The following is a 16,749-nucleotide window of genomic DNA, read 5'->3' as shown; positions in this document are numbered from 1 at the left end:
ACAATGCTGGCTGTTTCTGAGTCTTTGCGCCGCGGCCTCGCCCCGGCATTTCTCATGGCCTCGATACTCTCCGCGACCGCCACACCAGCGCTCGCACAGGGCAAGGCGAGCCCGGTCGAAGTCGACGAGGTACGCGAGGAGCCGCTGACGCAGACCGCACCTGCCACCGGACGCTTCGTCGCCATCGAGCTCGGATCCGTCGCCACCCGGGTGGCCGAGCGGGTCGAGGAGATTTCCGTGCGCGCCGGGGACAGGGTAAAAAAAGGCGACGTGATCGCACGCCTCGCCGACGGCCGGCTCCGGGCCGAGCGCAGCCTCAGGGCATCAGAAGTCAAGAAAGCCGAGGCACAGCTGGCGCGCGCCTCCGCGAACCGCGCCAAGGCCGAGCAGACGTTGGCGCGAACGGAGCAACTGCGGGGCTCGAACGCGTTCCGCAAGAATGCCCTCGAAGACGCCCAGAGAGATCTCGAAGCCGCGGCCGCAAGCCTGGCCGAGAGCGAGGCCGAGACGGCCCGTGCGCGCGCCGAACTCCAGCTGGCGGAGATCGCTCTGGCCGACGCCAGCATCCGCGCTCCCTATTCCGGCGTGGTCCTCGCCCGCCACGTGGTCGCCGGCGCTCATGTCCAGGTCGGCGGGGCAATCGTGACCCTGATGAACGACGAAGCGCTGGAAATCGAAGCGGACGTGCCCGCACAACGGCTTTCGGGGCTTGCGCCCGGGGTTCCCGTCGGCGCGCAATTGCAGGACGGTCGGCGGCTGAACGCCACGGTTCGCGCCATCATCCCGGAAGAGAACCCGCGCACCCGGACCCGCGCCGTGCGCTTTACGCCCGAGTTGCCGGAAGATGCGATCCGGATCGCCGAGAACGAGGGCGTCACGGTGTTCATACCGATCGGCACGGAACGGACAGTGGTCAGCGTGCACAAGGACGCGTTGCTGCTCGACAGCGCCAAGCCTCGCGTCTACCTGGTGCGTGACGGCAAGGTCCAGCCACGAACGATCGTCATCGGCGAATCCCTCGGCAACCGGTTCGAGGTTCTGGAAGGCCTGGTCCCCGGCGACAAGGTGGTGATCAAGGGCAACGAACGTTTGCGCCCCGGCCAGCCCGTGGCCGTCCAGGTGAAGGGTTAACGCCATGAACGGCCTGATCCGGGCATCGATCGACCGGCCGGTTGCCGTCATCGCCGTCGTCCTGATGATCGTGATGTTCGGCATCGTCGCGCTGATCAGCATCCCGATCCAGCTTGCGCCCGACGTGAACCGCCCTGTGATCACCGTTACCACGAACTGGAGCGGCGCCGCTCCGGCCGAGATCGAGCGCGAAATCATCAACCGTCAGGAAGACGAGCTGCGCGGCCTCGAAGGCCTGGAATCGATGATTGCGCGAGCCGAGGACGGCCGCGGACGGATCGAGCTCGAATTCACGCCCGGCAACGACATGGACAAGGCCCTCCTGCTGGTCGCCAACCGACTCGACCGTGTCGGAGGCTATCCGGACGAGGCCGACGAGCCGACGTTCCAGACCTCGGGCTCCGAGGACAATGCGATCGCCTGGGCGACGATCATGCGGAACGAGGGCAACGACGCCCCGATCCACACTCTCGGCGATTTCGCAGAGGACTACGTGAAATCGCGCATCGAGCGCATACGCGGGATTGGCGAGGCCCGCGTCTATGGCGGCGCCGAGCGGGAAATGCAGGTCATCGTGGAACCGCAGCTTCTGGCGCAGTACCAGCTGACCATTCCAGAAGTACTGCAGGCGTTGCGCGAGGCAAATGCCTCGATATCCGCCGGCGCCGTCGAGGAAGGCAAACGGCGCTACGTGGTCCGCACCGAAGGCGACTTCGAGACCATGGACGACGTCCGCCGGGTCGTGCTGCGTTCGATCGAGGATCCGATGACCGGCCGTGTCGCCCGTGTCACTGTTGACGATGTGGCCACGGTCGAAATGGGCTACAAGGAGCCGGTGGCTCGGATCCGCCAGTTCGGGGTCCCGGCCCTCGCCATTCCGATGTACCGGGAGACCGGTGCAAACGTCATCGAAGTGATGGAAGAGGTTCGCGCGACCCTCAAGGAACTCAACGAGGGTATCCTCGCCAGCCGCGGCCTCCGCATCGTCCAGGTCTATGACGAAACCACCTATATCGACTCCGCGATCGAGCTTGTACGGCAGAACATCTGGGTCGGCGGCATGCTCGCCGCACTCGTGCTCTATATCTTCCTGCGCAGCGGCAGCGCGACACTCGTCGTCAGCCTGGCGATCCCGGTTTCGGTGATCGGCTCCTTCGTCGCCATGGCGGCGCTCGGACGCTCGATCAACGTGATCTCGCTCGCCGGTTTCGCCTTTGCGGTCGGCATGGTGGTCGATGCCGCGATCGTCGTGCTCGAGAACATCTTCCGGCTGCGCCAGAACGGTTTCGACCAGCGCGAGGCGTCCTATCTCGGCGCGCAGCAGGTCTGGGGCGCGGTTCTGGTCTCCTCGCTGACAACGGTCATGGTATTCATTCCGATCCTGGTGATGGAACTGGAGGTCGGGCAATTGTTCCGGGACATCGCCGTCGCCATTTCCGTGGCGGTCTGCCTGTCCCTTCTGGTCTCGGCCACAGTGGTCCCGGCGCTCGCCAGCCGCCTGCTGAAAAAGGACGTGACGGAAATTGCGGCATCGCGGCGGATCCCGCTGCTCGACGGATTTGCCCGCGGCTTCGTCGGTGTCGCGATGCGGCAGACGCGTGCGGTGGTGCGGAACCGGATGTTCGCAATCATGGTCATTGCCGGCATGACGGGCGGCGGCATCGCGGTGACCTGGGCAATGCTGCCGCAGCTCGACTACCTTCCGGACGGCAACCGGAACCTGGTTATCGGCTTCGTGCAGCCGCCGCCGGGCTACAACCTCGACACCATGGCCGCGATCGCCGAGAAACTCGAGAGCGCGACCAAGCCGCTCTGGGACTTCGAGGAGACACGCAGCAATGCCGACGACGGCACGCCGATGCTGTCCCGGTTCTTTTTTGTCGCCTTCCGGGCCAATGTCATTGTCGGCGCAGCGGCCGTCGATCCGTTGCAGGCCAAGGGACTGATCCCGGTACTCCGCCGCTCTCTTTTCTCCGAGCCCGGCACCTTCGGCTTCTTCCGGCAAACCTCCCTGTTCGGCCGCGGTGTCGGCGGGACGAGCGCGATCGATCTCGACATTTCCGGCGGCGAACTCGAGGAACTGGCCGAAGTCGCCCAGTCCGTCTTCCAGCGCGTGAACGAAGCCTTCCCGCGCGAGGAAGGCACCCAGATCCGGCCACAACCCTCCCTCTCCCTCGGCGCACCGGAAGTCAGGGTGCTGCCGAACCGGACATTGCTCGCCGATAACGGCGTCACGGCCCGCAATCTCGGAATCACGGTCGACGCCTATAACGACGGCGTCCGCGTCGCGGAGATCACCGTTCAGGGTGAACGGATCGACCTGACCCTGCAGGGACCCGAGCGCCATATCCTGGAAACCCAAGGCGTGCGCAACCTGCCGGTCGTCACCAGCGAGGGCAAGATCGTGCCGGCAGGTTCGCTCGCCGACGTGATCGTGACCACCGGTCCGACCGAGATCCGTCATGTAGAGCGACTGCGCACCATTACGCTCGTGGTCTCGCCGCCCTCGGGCATGCCGCTGGAGGCCGCGCTCAACCGGATGCGCGACCAGGTCATCGAACCGATGCAGGCAGAAGGTCTGCCGCCGGGCGTCAGCATCCGCATGTCCGGCACGGCCGACAAGCTGGCACAGACCTGGAACGAGATGGTGCTCGACCTGATCATGGCACTCATCATCGTCTATCTGGTGATGGCGGTGTTGTTCGAGAGCTTCTTCTATCCGCTGGTGATCATCTTCTCGGTACCGCTCGCCACCGCCGGCGGCGTAGTGGGTCTCGCAGCCCTCAACCTGTTCACCCGGCAGAATCTCGACATGTTGACCCTGCTGGGTTTTGTCATCCTGATCGGCATTGTCGTGAACAACGCGATCCTGCTGGTGCACCAGACCCTCCATAATATACGCGAAGACAGGATGGAGGCGGGCCAGGCCATCATCGAGGCGGCGCGGAACCGGATACGTCCGATCTTCATGTCGACCCTGACCAGCGTGCTCGGAATGCTCCCGCTGGTGATTTTCCCGGGCGCCGGATCGGAACTCTACAGAGGACTCGGTTCGGTCGTGATCGGCGGACTGGCCCTGTCGGCCCTGCTGACACTGGGGATCATTCCTCCGCTACTCTCCCTGACCGTGGGGTTGCTCGAATCAGTTCCGAGACCCGGGCGCGCCACGGACGCCGGAACGAAGCAGGCCGCCGAATAGCCGCCAGGACCCGGAACCTGCGCGACAACCGGTGCTTGGAATTCGCATTAATCAGTTATTATGTGATCTCAAGGCACTGTATTCCGGGTTTATTTTCTTGAAGGCGATGGATTTCACCTGAAGGCCATCGTTTTCTTCGTGCTTCCACCCCGCTCATCCGGCGGCTATTGTTCCGGGTGAATTTCGAGTTGCTTGGAGCGCGCCGGGACAAGGGCCGCACTAGAATGGGACATGGCTCACCGAGATGACGCCGCAGGAAATTGCCACCATCCTCGACGAACATGAAAAATGGCTCAGTCGGGCACATAGCGGATCACGGGCGAATCTTGCGCGCGCGAACCTCGCAGGCTTCACGCTCGAGAAAGTGAATCTCAAATCGGCCAAACTGTCCGGGGCCAATCTCGAGAAAACCATTCTTGCCGGAAGCAACCTCAGCAATACGGATCTGTTCTGTGCGGTGCTCGACGGCGCAGATCTCAGAAACGCGGATCTGCAGAATGCCGACCTTCGGGGCGCCAGCATTCGAAATGTCGCCTTCAAGGGCGCCAATCTTGTCGGTGCCGACTTCCGTGGCGGCACCCTCATGTTCGGCTCTGACGACGAGGACGGAACGCGAGACAGCCCGACCTCGAACCAGCAGGGCGCCGATCTCAGCTATTCCGCCATGCCGAACGCGCAGCTCGCCGGCGCGCACCTCGCCGGCGCCAATCTGTCCGGCGTGAACCTGCGCAAGGCCGATCTGAAAGGCGCCGACCTTTCCGGCTGCATCCTGGTGGAAGCGGATCTCTCCGGTGCCGACCTGCAGGATGCCAATCTCAAGGGCGCCGTTCTGGACAACACCATCCTGAAACATGCCAACCTGTCCGGCGCCAATCTGGACGGATGCGACCTCTCGGCCGCGGACGTTACCGGTGCGAACATGGTGCGGCACGAGGATTCGCTGCCCTTCGAGGTGCGCGAGGTGCTGAACATGCACTATGTCTGGATCCGCGAGGATGGTCGCCTCGGGGATAGGGCGATCCTGAAAGGCACCGACCTGAGCTTCATCGACCTCTCAGCCGTCAATCTGTCCGGCGCCGATCTGCACGGCGCCAACATCAGCGGCGGCAATCTTTCCAACATTCTCCTCGTCATGTCCGATCTCTCGACAACGAATCTCAAGGGCACGAACCTGAGCGGGGCCACGCTCGAAGGGATCAATCTCGCCAATTCGGACATGACCGAGGCCGATCTTTCCAACGCCATCATCGCCCCGGTCGACCTGAAGGACTCGAATGGCAAGGTCACCGGTCGCAAATGGCCCGCCAATCTGTCAGGCGCCAAACTGGTTCAGGCAAATCTGAAGGGTGCGGATCTGCACAACGCCAATCTGGCCGGCGCGGATCTGACAGGCGCCAACCTTACGGGTGCGGACATGAGAGGCGTCAATCTGACCGATGCCGTGTTCCAGCCCGAACAACTCGATTCCGCAAAGACCGACGATAAGGAGAGGGCCTCCGACTGAGAAAAGCAGCCGACGCGACTCGCGCGCAGAGAACCGTCAAACGCTGTTCAAATGGAAAACTCCCTTGACCCGCCGGCCCTGCGCCGTGCGAATTCAAAATCCGGAGGCATATTCCAATAACCGATTTCACCGTGACCGGTGGAGGATCACCCCGTATTGATGAGTGAAGAGCAAAAAGCAGAGAAACTGGCGCATCTGAGTGACGAAATCGAACGTCTGATCGACCGCGTTGCCACAGATGTGCGAGAACAACGGGGCAACCATCAAGAACAACGGGCCAGCAGCTTTGTGATTTATCTGCTGAGGAACTCCGATCAATCGCCGGTGGCGAGCATCCATCTCAAGGAATCCGGTATTGTCCCGGATGACATCGCCGGGACGAACGGCTTCTCCGCCCTGAAAGACTATTGCGAACGCCTGAGCCTTCAGGCACGTGTCGAGGACACCATCCGCCCGTCTCGCGAAGTTGCGGATCCATGTCTCGGAATCATCGTTGATGGATGGCAATGATGATGTTTGACCTGTTAGAAGCCTTGTACAGTGCAGTGACGTGTCCGCTTAGCGGCGGCCCCGCATCTTTGGAAAGTGGCCGGAGCCGATGACGCCGGACGATATCCTCAAAGCGATCGAGAGCCATGAGCAGTGGCTGAAGCGGAAGCCTGGCGGCGTCCGCGCGGATCTGTCGGGCCTGGACATCACGGGCTTCCAGCTCGCCCGCGTGAACCTGCAGTCGGCGCGCCTGTCTGGCACGAACTTCTCGAACACGTTCCTGTCCGGCGCCGACCTGAGCTATGCGGACCTGTTCTGCGCCAATCTCGACAACACGGACCTGTCCAATGCCGTCCTGATGCGCGCGGACCTCCGCGGCGCCACCATCCGGTCTTCCAATCTCGGCGGCGCCAATCTGAAGGAGGCCGACATGCGCGGCGGGGCGATCATCAACGATCTCTCCGGCGAGCGTCCGACCTTCATTCGTGCCGACATGTCCGCGTCGACGATGGACGATGCGGATATCAATAACGCCAATCTTTCCGGCACCGATCTCTCCGACGCCAGCATGATCGGGTCCAATCTCGAGAACACCCTGCTCTGCGGTGCCAATCTCTCTGGCGTCAATCTAGAGAACGCCAATCTGACCGGCGCGGACCTCTCCGGAGCCAATCTCTCCAAGGCGCGGATCATCGGTGCGAACCTGAAGGGTGCCAATCTTCGCGGCGCCCTGGTGTCCGAAACCAGTTTCGCCAATTCGGATCTCAGCAGCGCCATCCTGGAACGGGTCAATCTCTCGACGGCCAATCTTTCCGGCGCCCAGTTGGTGACCGAGAGCGGAGACCGGAGCCGGTCGCTGCGCGACATCGTGAACGATCACGAACTCTGGATCCGCGAGCAGGGCCGCGGCGGAACACGCGCGCAGCTCGCCGGCGCATCGCTCCGGGACGTCGATCTGAGCGACATCAACCTCTCGGGAGCGGACCTCCGCGACGTCGACCTGACCGGCGCGAAAATGCGCCGCACGCAGCTCGTTATGGCCGACCTGACGGGCGCGAGACTGACCCGCGCGGATCTACGCGACAGCGACCTTTCCGGCGCAAAGCTGATCGGCGCCGACATGACGGACGCACAGTTGAACGGCGCCCTGCTCTACCCGGTGGAACTTAAGGATGCGAACGGCAATCCGACCGGGCGCTTCTGGCCCTCGGACCTGGAAAGTGCCCTGCTGCGCAACGCGGACCTCTCGGGCGCGCGCTTCAAGGGCGCGAACCTTGTCGAGACCGACATGAAAGGCGCACGGACCCAGGGCGCCCAGTTTACCGATACCGCACTCGACAAGGCCCTGATGGACCCCTGAGCGCGGCTCAGGCCGCAGACATCACCGCCTTGAGCGACGTGAGCGCAGTCTCGATCCCGCTTCGGTCGACATCGATGTGCGTGACCGCGCGCATCCGCCGCGGCCCCATCGCGCCGATACGGACGCGGTGCTCCCGCATCAGCCCTTCCGAAAGCCCGGCCGCATCGAACGCCGGCGTCGTCACGTCGAAATAGACCATATTGGTTTCGATTTCCGAGACGTCGACGCTCAGCCCCCCGATCTCGGAAATTCCCTCGGCAAGATAGCGGGCGTTCGCATGATCCTCGGCGAGCCGCTCGATATGGTGGTCGAGCGCATGGACGCCGGCAGCCGCAATGATTCCCGCCTGACGCATCGCCCCGCCGAACTGGTGCTTGAACAGCCAGCACCGCTCGATGAACTCGGCGCTGCCTGCGAGCACACCGCCAACCGGGCAGCCGAGCCCCTTGGAAAGATCGATCCAGACAGAGTCGCAGAGCGCTCCGTAGGCCGAAGCCGGCACCCCGGACGCCACCACCGCGTTGAGCAGGCGCGCACCGTCCATATGAACTTTCAGACCGTGGCTGCGGGCACAGTCGGCGACCTCCTTGACGGTCTCGAGCGGCCAGACGGCGCCACCGCCGAGATTGGCCGTGTTCTCGATGTTCACCAGGCGCTGGCGCTGGCCGTGATGGCCTCGCGGGACACGGATCACGGTCTCCAGGTCGGCGGCGGAGAAGATCCCGCGCCTGCCCCTGACAGTGCGGACCATGGCCCCCGCGAGCGCCGCCGGGCCGCCGGCCTCGAAATGCAGCGCATGGGCACTCTCGTCGAGGACGATCTCCTCGCCCCTGTCGACCCAGACCCTGTAGGCGATCTCGTTGCACATCGTGCCCGACGGAAGAAAAACGGCCGACTCCTTGCCGAGCAGTTCGGCCACCCGCGCGCAAAGCCGGTTGACCGTCGGGTCCTCCATTGCCTGTTCGTTGCCGACCTCCGCCTCGGCCATCGCCCGGCGCATGGCGGTGGTCGGACGCGAGACCGTATCGCTGTAGAGATCGACGGCCGGAGCCACGATTTGGTTCGCAGTCATTTTATGTTCTCCCGGAAGACGGCAGCCGCCGCTATTGAATGGTCACGCTGACATGCCAAACTAGAAGGCGGGACGCGACGGCGCAAAGGAACAGGATTGCACATGGCCGACACGAATTCGAACAGCGGACGGGAGGTGGCCCGGCCCAGTGTCCTTCCGTTCTCTCTCGGGCTTTCGGAGAACGACCGGCTGGCGGTTCACATCGTCTATGGCCTTTATGGGGCGGCGATCGTGTTCGGCGTGCCGTCGGTGCTCGGGGTCATCCTCGCCTATCTGAAACGGGCGGATCTCGAAAGCACTCCGCTTTCCGGTCACATCAGCTGGCAGATCCGCACCTTCTGGATTCAGCTCATCACGATCGTGCTGGCCGCGGCTTTCACCGCGACCTTCGTCCTCATCCCGCTCGCCTGGCTGGTCGGCGGCCTCGGCTGGCTGTGGTTCGTCTACAGGGTGATAAAGGGCTGGATCCGGCACTCGAACGATCAGGACATCAAGGATCCCTACGCACTGTTCTGATCTGCGGCTAACCGCGGAAGCGGTTTGACCATCAGCGCCACTTCCTTCGCCCCGCCCTCGGTCTCCTGTCGACCGACCTCCTCGAAACCGTAATTGCGGTGAAACAGCATCGAGGCCTCGTTGGGCGGCCGGATGTTGACCTCACAGGTCAATCGGTCGGCGCGCCCGGCAGCGAAATCCGCGAAATCGTCATAGAGCCGGCGCCCGACACCCCGGCCGCGGGTCTCGGGCGAAACGACGATCCGATCGACATAGAGATAGGACGGGTACCGCGCGTCGAACCAGCGATAGTTGAGGCTGTCATATGGCCTCCCGGGAAGATATCCGATCAGGAATCCGGCGATCAGGTCGCCGTCCCGTACCACCCGGAAATAATCCGCCGTCTCGAAGAACCGGATAAACATCTCGAGATCGACGCTGTTCACATGGGGCACCTCAGCCTCGTTCAACAACCGAACGGCGGCGACGTCTTCCCTCTGAGCGTCTTCAACGCGCATTGAATGTCCTTTTCCGAACAGAACGACGGGGGAGTTTCGTTCGTTCGATATCAGCCCCGAAGACCGGGCGCATCTCGAAATGTCGCTTACCGATAAAATCTTTGACATCCGCTTTGCCGCTTGCCCATGATGAATTCCATTGAAGGAAACGCAGCATCCTGGCGGTCAGCGTATCTAGATATGACTGCCGTTCGGAAAGAAGAATTTCTGCGTATCAAGTCGAACGGGCGGGGATAATACAAAGCCAACAAAGCCCGCACCCGGTTCGATTATCAGGGAACTGCTTCGGAGGCGAAATGCCAGTCGGAATGTTCTTGCTTTTCTGAACATTCGGGGCGACGTCACGTTTCATCACTCGCCGGAAAATGTTCTGAAAACGACACTTTAGCTGTCGCTTTCCGGGCATTATGATCCCCGCGAACCAGTTTGAAACGCGCGCCAGAAAAACAGGGAGACTAATGATGGACAGGGAATTGAAAGATCGTGCCGGGCGACCGCTGAACAGAGCGGTCAAGGCGTGGGCTTCAGAGGCCAAGAAAGGCCGGATGGACCGGCGCGAGTTTCTCGCCCTCGCAAGCGCGTTCGGCGCGACGACGGCGACGGCCTACGGCATGCTCGGCCTCAGCGTCCCGGCAAAGGCTCAGGGCACGCCCAAGAAAGGCGGTACCCTGAAGGTTTCGATGAGTGTTCGCCGCGTGGTTGATCCGCGGATCTTCGACTGGTCGGAGATGGGCAACGTCGCGCGCCAGTTCTGCGAAAACCTGGTCTCCTACACATCGAGCTACACTTTCGAGCCGGCGCTGCTCGAAGGCTGGGAGGTCAACAGCGACGCGACCGAATACATCCTGAAGGTCCGCAAGGGCGTTACCTGGAACAACGGCGACGAATTCAACGCCGACGACGTGGTCTACAACCTCAACCGCTGGTGCGAGAAGGAGGTCGAGGGCAACTCGATGGCCGGTCGCATGGCGACCATAATCGACCCGGATACGAACAAGGCGCTCGACGGCGCGATCACCAAGGTCGACAGTCACACGGTCAAGCTGAGCCTGCCGAAACCCGACATTAGCATCATCCCGGGCATGGCGGACTACCCGGCGCTGATCGTACACCGCGATTTCGACAAGAACGGCGCCGATCTCTCCAAGAACCCTGTCGGCACCGGCGCGTTCGAACTCGACAATCTCGAAGTCGGCGTATCCGCGCGCTGCGTCCGCCGCAAGGACGGCAAGTGGTGGGGCGGGGAAGCCTATCTCGACGCCATCGAATGGACCGACTACGGCACCGACCCGGCGGCGGAAGTCGCGGCGTTCGAAGCCGGCGACGTACACACCAACTATCAGACCACCGCCGATTTCGTCGAAATTCTCGATAGCCTCGATCTGAAGAAATCCGAGGCCGTGACTGCGGCAACCATCGTCGCGCGGATGAATGTGGCCAACAAACCCTACGACGACCAGCGCGTCCGCCAGGCCCTGCAGCTTGCCGTCGACAACTCGGTCGTCCTGCAGATCGGCTACGGCAATGCCGGAACTCCGGCCGAGAACCACCATGTCGGCCCGATGCATCCGGAATATGCCAAGCTGCCGCCGATCAAGCGCGACCCGGAAGCGGCGAAGAAACTGCTGGCGGATGCCGGCGCTGCCGAATTCGAGCACGAGCTGATCTCGATCGACGACGACTGGCGCAAGAACACGACCGACGCCATCGCCGCGCAGATCCGCGATGCGGGGATCAAGGTCAAGCGCACGATCATCCCCTCCTCGTCCTTCTGGAACAACTGGACGAAATATCCGTTCTCGACCACGAACTGGAACATGCGTCCGCTCGGCGTCCAGGTCCTGGCGCTGGCCTACCGCTCCGGCGAGGCCTGGAACGAGGCGGGCTGGTCGAACGAGGAATTCGACACGAAGCTCGACCAGGCGCTCGCCATCGCGGACGCGGACAAGCGCCGCGAGGTGATGGCGGACTTGCAGAAGATCCTCCAGGATTCCGGGATCATCATCCAGCCCTACTGGCGCTCGCTCTACAAGCACATGTCCGAGGAGGTCCAGGGCGACTCCATGCATCCGACTTTCGAGATGCATTTCAACAAGGTCTGGCTCGACGCCTGATCCACGGCAGAGGCCGCTCCGCATTTCGCGGAGCGGCCTTTTAACTTCCCGCAAGGAAGACACAAGGGCCCGCAAGGGTCCGCCCGCACGATGCAGTCGGGGGCGATATGCTGCAATTCATACTGAGACGTCTGGCGGTCATGATCGTGACGATGATCTGCCTGACGCTCGTGGTGTTCTATCTGGTCAATCTCGAGCCGAACCTAAAGAAGCTCGCGCTCGAACAGAACAACAACCGCATGACAGAGGAAGCGGTCGAGAGCTGGCTGGTGAAAGAGGGCTACAGACGCCCTCTCCTGGAACGCTATGCCGAATGGATGGGCAACGCGGTCACCGGCGATTTCGGGCGTTCCACCCGCTTCCGCAAGCCGGTCTCCGAGGTTCTCGCTCCCCGCATCGGCTATACCGGCACGCTGATGTTCTGGGTCATGATCACCATGGTCCCGGCAGCCCTCATAATAGGTGTCCTCGCCGGTATGCGGGAGGGCTCAAGGACAGACCGAAGCCTCTCGGTCGTCTCTATCGCCTCGACCGCAACGCCGGAATATGTCTCGGGCATTCTCTTCACCATCATCTTCGCCTCGTGGCTCGGCGTCCTGAAGGGCGTCTCGAAAGCCGGAGGCATCGACTTCAACAATTTCGCCCTGCCGGTCATGACCATGGCGATCTACGGCATGGGCTACATCGCGCGCATGACACGGGCCTCCATGGCCGAGGTGATGACCGCGCAATATATCCGCACTGCGCGCCTCAAAGGCCTTTCCTTCCGGGCCCAGGTGCTGCGTCACGCCCTCCGGAACGCGCTGATCGCCCCCTTTACGGTGATCATGCTGCAGTTTCCATGGCTGCTGACGGGCGTCGTGATCGTCGAGAAGCTCTTCAACTACAAAGGCTTCGGCTGGACCCTCGTAGAGGCCGCGGACAATAACGACATCGACCTGCTGCTGAGCTGCTCCCTCGTCTCCGTCGTCGTCGTGCTGCTCACGCAGCTCATTTCCGACATCGGGTACGCATATCTCAACCCGCGCATCCGCGTAAGCTGAGCGGGAGAGGCAACATGTTGGAATATATCGGTTTCTTCGAGATCTGGGGCACGGTGATCGCCCGCTTCTGGCCGGTCTGGCTCTCCCTCGCCCTGATCCTCGGCGCCAGCTATCACTTCCGCCGCAACCTCAGCCTCTACGGCCGTCTGTTCGACAGCCGGATCGGCATGGTCGGGCTTGTCATCGTGCTGTTCTGGATCCTGACGGCAATCTTCGCGGACATCGTCGCGGTGTTCGATCCGCTGGAGCAGTTCGCGATGCTGAAGCGCAAGGCACCCGGCGTGATCGACGCAGAAACCGGAAAGGCGTTGCTGTTCGGAGCCGACAATCTCGGCCGCGACCTGTTCAGCCGGATGGTGCACGGCTCTCGCTTCGTGCTGGTGATCGCGCCTGCCGCAACGATGTTCGCCTTCATCGTCGGCATCACCATCGGCCTGCCCGCCGGCTATTACGGCGGCAAGATCGACGCGTTCATGTCGTTCCTCGCGAACCTCGTGCTCGCCTTCCCGGTGATCCTGCTGTTCTACCTGCTGGTGACGCCCGGCATCCGCGAGACCCCGATCCCGATTGCCATGGCCGGTTTCTTCTTCATCTTTCCGATCATCTTCTTCGGAGTCCTGTTCTACAGCCGCTATGCGACACGGCCGGTCTTGCTCGCGCTTCAACTCGCCGGAACATTGCTGATTGGCGGCTGGCTCTATTCCGGCCTCGTCTTCAATGCCGACCCGCTCCACATCATCACGCTCGAGCCGAACGAACTGAACATCTTCGCCTCGGTCGTGTTCGTGAACTCGCCGACCGTTTTCCGCATCGTCCGCGGCATCACCATGGACATCAAGACGCGGGACTATGTGGCGGCGGCCCAGACCCGCGGCGAAAATGCCTGGTACATCATGCTCTGGGAAATCCTGCCGAACGCCCGCGGGCCGCTGATCGTCGATGCCTGCCTGCGCATCGGCTACACTACGATCCTGCTCGGCACCCTCGGCTTCTTCGGCCTCGGTCTCGCGCCGGAAAGCCCGGACTGGGGATCGATGATCAACCAGACCCGCGCCTTCATCCGGATCGTGCCGACCATTGCCCTGCCCCCGACCCTGGCGCTCGCCATGTTCGTCCTCGGCCTGAACCTTCTGGCCGACGGACTGCGCGAGCAGTCGTTGAAAGACTGAGGAGGAAACGGAGATGACCGAACCGATCCTCGAGATCACGAACCTCTCGATCTCCTTCTTTGTCCGTGCCGGCGAGATCCCGGCGGTGATGGACTTCTCCTGCAAGGTGATGCCCGGCGAGGCGATGGGGCTGGTCGGCGAGTCCGGTTGCGGCAAGTCGACCGTCGCGCTCGGGATCATGCGGGACCTCTCGAACCGCGGGAAGATCACCGCCGGCTCGATCAAGTTCAAGGGTCGCGAATTGACCACGATGAGCGAGAAGGACCTGCGCAAGATACGGGGTTCCGAAATCGCCATGGTCTACCAGGAGCCGATGGCGAGCCTGAACCCGGCGATGCGGGTCGGCAGACAGCTGATGGAAGTGCCGATGCTGCATGCGGGCGCCTCGGTCGACGAAGCCTACGATCTCGCTTTGGAAATGCTGCAGGCGGTGCGGCTGCCGGATCCGGAGCGCATGATGGATTCCTATCCGCACCAGCTCTCGGGCGGGCAGCAACAGCGCATTGTCATCGCCATGGCGCTGCTCTCGAAACCGGCCCTGCTGCTGATGGACGAACCGACCACCGCGCTCGACGTCACGGTGGAGGCCGGCATCGTCGAACTGGTCAAGGAACTCGGCGCGCGGTTCGGCACCTCGATGCTGTTCATCTCGCACAATCTCGGCCTGATCCTCGAGACCTGCGACCGGATCACGGTGATGTATTCGGGCGAGGCCGTCGAGACCGGAACCGTGAAGGACGTCTTCGACCGGATGCGCCACCCCTATACCCAGGGCCTGTTCCGGTCGATCCCGCTGCCGGGCGCAGACAAGTACGCCCAGCCGCTGGTTGCGATCCCGGGTCAGCTCCCTCTGCCGCACGAGCGGCCCGAGGGCTGCAATTTCGGTCCGCGCTGCTCCTATTTCGAGGCCGGGAAATGCGATGCCGGCGAAATCCCGATGATCGACACCGGGATGGCGGATGCACATTACTCGAGATGCGTCCGGGTCCCCGAGATCGACTGGGATACGCCGCCGAAACGTGAGAACACCGTCGAGGCGACGAAACCCGGAGAAGCCATCCTCAGGATCGACGGCCTGAAGAAATATTACGAAGTCGCGGCGAACCAGATGTTTGGCGGCGGCGAGACCCGCGTGGTCAAGGCGAACGAGGAAGTCACCTTCGACGCCCGGGAAGCCGAGACCGTCGCCATCGTCGGCGAGTCCGGCTGCGGCAAGTCCACCCTCGCCAAAATTCTGCTCGGACTGGAGACCGCCACCGAAGGAACGGTGTCCCTTGGCAATACCGAGATCGGCGGCACCGACATCGGAGACCGCGACACCGCGACCATCAGTTCGATCCAGATGGTGTTCCAGAACCCGTTCGACACGCTGAACCCCAGTCACTCGGTCGGCTCCCAGATCGTCCGCACCCTCGAACGCTTCGGCATCGGCAAGACGCCGAAGGAGCGCGAGGACCGGATGCTGGAACTGCTCGATCTGGTGAAACTGCCGCGCGAATTCGCCAGGCGGATGCCACGGCAGCTCTCGGGCGGTCAGAAGCAGCGGATCGGTGTCGCCCGTGCCTTCGCCGGCGCCCCGAAGGTGGTGGTCGCGGACGAGCCGGTCTCCGCCCTCGACGTCTCGGTCCAGGCCGCGGTCACCGAACTGCTCATGGACATTCAGCGTTCCTCTCGCACGACGATGCTGTTCATTAGCCACGACCTCTCGGTGGTGCGCTACATCGCCGACCGGGTCATCGTCATGTATCTCGGCCACATCGTCGAACAGGGCACGACCGAGGAAGTCTTCGCGCCGCCTTATCACCCTTACACCGAGGCCCTGCTCTCGGCGATCCCGATCGCGGATACCAAGGTGAAGAAGAAACATATCGTGCTCGACGGAGACATTCCCTCGGCGATGAACCCGCCGACCGGCTGCCCGTTCCAGACCCGCTGCCCGCACAAACACGAGGTGCCCGGCAACCGCTGCGAGACGGAGCTTCCGGAGAGCCGCGCGATAGACGGACAGCACCGGATCAAGTGCCACCTCGCTGACGAGATCCTGAAAAACATGGAGCCGGTGGTCGCACTCGGCTGAGTGCGCCGCTTTTCTGCCAAAGAGAAAGGGCGGCCCGAAGACCGCCCCAAGTCAACTCTTCCATGGCCCCGAAAGGCCGCCATGGAACAACCGTCAGACGTTGCCCGGCAGAGCCTGGGAAACGGATTTCACCATCTCGGTGATGCGCTTGCGCACGCCGACATTGGTGATGTTGTAATACGCACGCACCAGTTCGAGGGTCTCGCGCCGGGCCATCGGATCGTTCGGTTTCTCCTCGTATTCCGCGGTCGCCGATCCCGCACGCACCTTGCGCGGAGAATTGGCAGCGGTGTCGTCCGTCATGTCGTCGAAGAAGAAGCTGACGGGAACGTCGAGGATCTGCGCGATATCCCAAAGGCGGGACGCGCTGATCCGGTTGGAGCCGCGTTCGTACTTCTGGACCTGCTGAAAGGTAATGTTCAGCGCCTCACCCAGCTGTTCCTGGCTCATGCCAAGAAGAGTGCGGCGCAACCGGACCCGCCGCCCGACATGGACATCGATCGCGTTATTGTTCGTGACGCGAAAGTTCGGGTCGTCATTGCCATTCAATGCTTGCTTTGCTGCGGCCATTATCAGTC

Annotated in this window: 13 protein-coding genes; 10 read left to right on the top strand and 3 right to left on the bottom strand. The window is 62.7% G+C overall.

The genetic code is table 11. The features are described 5' to 3' along the window. Window positions 1–3: 3 nt before the first annotated feature. From ACOOE1_RS00700 to ACOOE1_RS00680, 5 genes are all read left to right on the top strand, one after another. Entirely contained in the window at window positions 4–1,131 is a 1,128-nt protein-coding gene (locus ACOOE1_RS00700; RefSeq protein WP_420404420.1) for an efflux RND transporter periplasmic adaptor subunit, read from the top strand. Between the two features lie 4 nt (window positions 1,132–1,135). Continuing rightward, window positions 1,136–4,330, top strand: a complete 3,195-nt coding sequence (locus tag ACOOE1_RS00695) for an efflux RND transporter permease subunit (RefSeq protein ID WP_420404419.1) — start codon at window positions 1,136–1,138, stop codon at window positions 4,328–4,330. A gap of 244 nt (window positions 4,331–4,574) precedes the next feature. Continuing rightward, window positions 4,575–5,834, top strand: a complete 1,260-nt coding sequence (locus tag ACOOE1_RS00690) for a pentapeptide repeat-containing protein (protein ID WP_420404418.1) — start codon at window positions 4,575–4,577, stop codon at window positions 5,832–5,834. Between the two features lie 159 nt (window positions 5,835–5,993). Continuing rightward, the gene (locus tag ACOOE1_RS00685) at window positions 5,994–6,344 is read left to right on the top strand and encodes a hypothetical protein (protein WP_420404417.1); all 351 of its coding nucleotides are present in this window, start codon (window positions 5,994–5,996) and stop codon (window positions 6,342–6,344) included. 88 nt (window positions 6,345–6,432) lie between these two features. Next, window positions 6,433–7,683, top strand: coding sequence for a pentapeptide repeat-containing protein (locus tag ACOOE1_RS00680; protein ID WP_420404416.1), 1,251 nt, complete (start codon window positions 6,433–6,435; stop codon window positions 7,681–7,683). A gap of 7 nt (window positions 7,684–7,690) precedes the next feature. Here the strand turns inward: ACOOE1_RS00680 and ACOOE1_RS00675 are convergent, their stop codons facing one another. Further along, on the bottom strand, window positions 7,691–8,755 hold the full coding sequence (locus ACOOE1_RS00675) for a threonine aldolase family protein (RefSeq protein WP_420404415.1): 1,065 nt from the start codon (window positions 8,753–8,755) through the stop codon (window positions 7,691–7,693). A gap of 102 nt (window positions 8,756–8,857) precedes the next feature. Here ACOOE1_RS00675 and ACOOE1_RS00670 point away from each other — a divergent pair, with 102 nt between their 5' ends. After that, window positions 8,858–9,271, top strand: coding sequence for a DUF4870 family protein (locus ACOOE1_RS00670; protein ID WP_420404414.1), 414 nt, complete (start codon window positions 8,858–8,860; stop codon window positions 9,269–9,271). Here the strand turns inward: ACOOE1_RS00670 and ACOOE1_RS00665 are convergent. Next, window positions 9,256–9,768 carry a GNAT family N-acetyltransferase gene (locus ACOOE1_RS00665; RefSeq protein WP_420404413.1) on the bottom strand — a complete coding sequence of 171 codons (513 nt, stop codon included), beginning with the start codon at window positions 9,766–9,768 and terminating at the stop codon, window positions 9,256–9,258. The two genes, ACOOE1_RS00670 and ACOOE1_RS00665, sit on opposite strands and share 16 nt — an antisense overlap. 461 nt (window positions 9,769–10,229) lie before the next feature. On the opposite strand from ACOOE1_RS00665, the gene ACOOE1_RS00660 reads away from it, so the two are divergent. From ACOOE1_RS00660 to ACOOE1_RS00645, 4 genes are all read left to right on the top strand, one after another. Further along, entirely contained in the window at window positions 10,230–11,882 is a 1,653-nt protein-coding gene (locus ACOOE1_RS00660; protein WP_420404412.1) for an ABC transporter substrate-binding protein, read from the top strand. Between the two features lie 107 nt (window positions 11,883–11,989). Further along, the gene (locus ACOOE1_RS00655) at window positions 11,990–12,925 is read left to right on the top strand and encodes an ABC transporter permease (protein WP_420404411.1); all 936 of its coding nucleotides are present in this window, start codon (window positions 11,990–11,992) and stop codon (window positions 12,923–12,925) included. Window positions 12,926–12,939: 14 nt separating this feature from the next. After that, window positions 12,940–14,094 carry an ABC transporter permease gene (locus ACOOE1_RS00650; protein ID WP_420404410.1) on the top strand — a complete coding sequence of 385 codons (1,155 nt, stop codon included), beginning with the start codon at window positions 12,940–12,942 and terminating at the stop codon, window positions 14,092–14,094. A gap of 13 nt (window positions 14,095–14,107) precedes the next feature. Further along, complete coding sequence (locus ACOOE1_RS00645; protein WP_420404409.1) at window positions 14,108–16,171, top strand: dipeptide ABC transporter ATP-binding protein; 2,064 nt, start codon at window positions 14,108–14,110, stop codon at window positions 16,169–16,171. A gap of 93 nt (window positions 16,172–16,264) precedes the next feature. Here ACOOE1_RS00645 and ACOOE1_RS00640 read toward each other — a convergent pair whose 3' ends face one another. Next, the gene (locus tag ACOOE1_RS00640; RefSeq protein ID WP_420404408.1) at window positions 16,265–16,741 is read right to left on the bottom strand and encodes a helix-turn-helix domain-containing protein; all 477 of its coding nucleotides are present in this window, start codon (window positions 16,739–16,741) and stop codon (window positions 16,265–16,267) included. Between the last annotated feature and the right edge of the window lie 8 nt (window positions 16,742–16,749).

Source organism: Nisaea sp., from assembly GCF_965216895.1.
Classification (GTDB): domain Bacteria; phylum Pseudomonadota; class Alphaproteobacteria; order Thalassobaculales; family Thalassobaculaceae; genus Nisaea.
The sequence above is the reverse complement of the archived record's forward strand: the minus strand, read 5'-3'. Positions and strand labels throughout refer to the sequence as shown.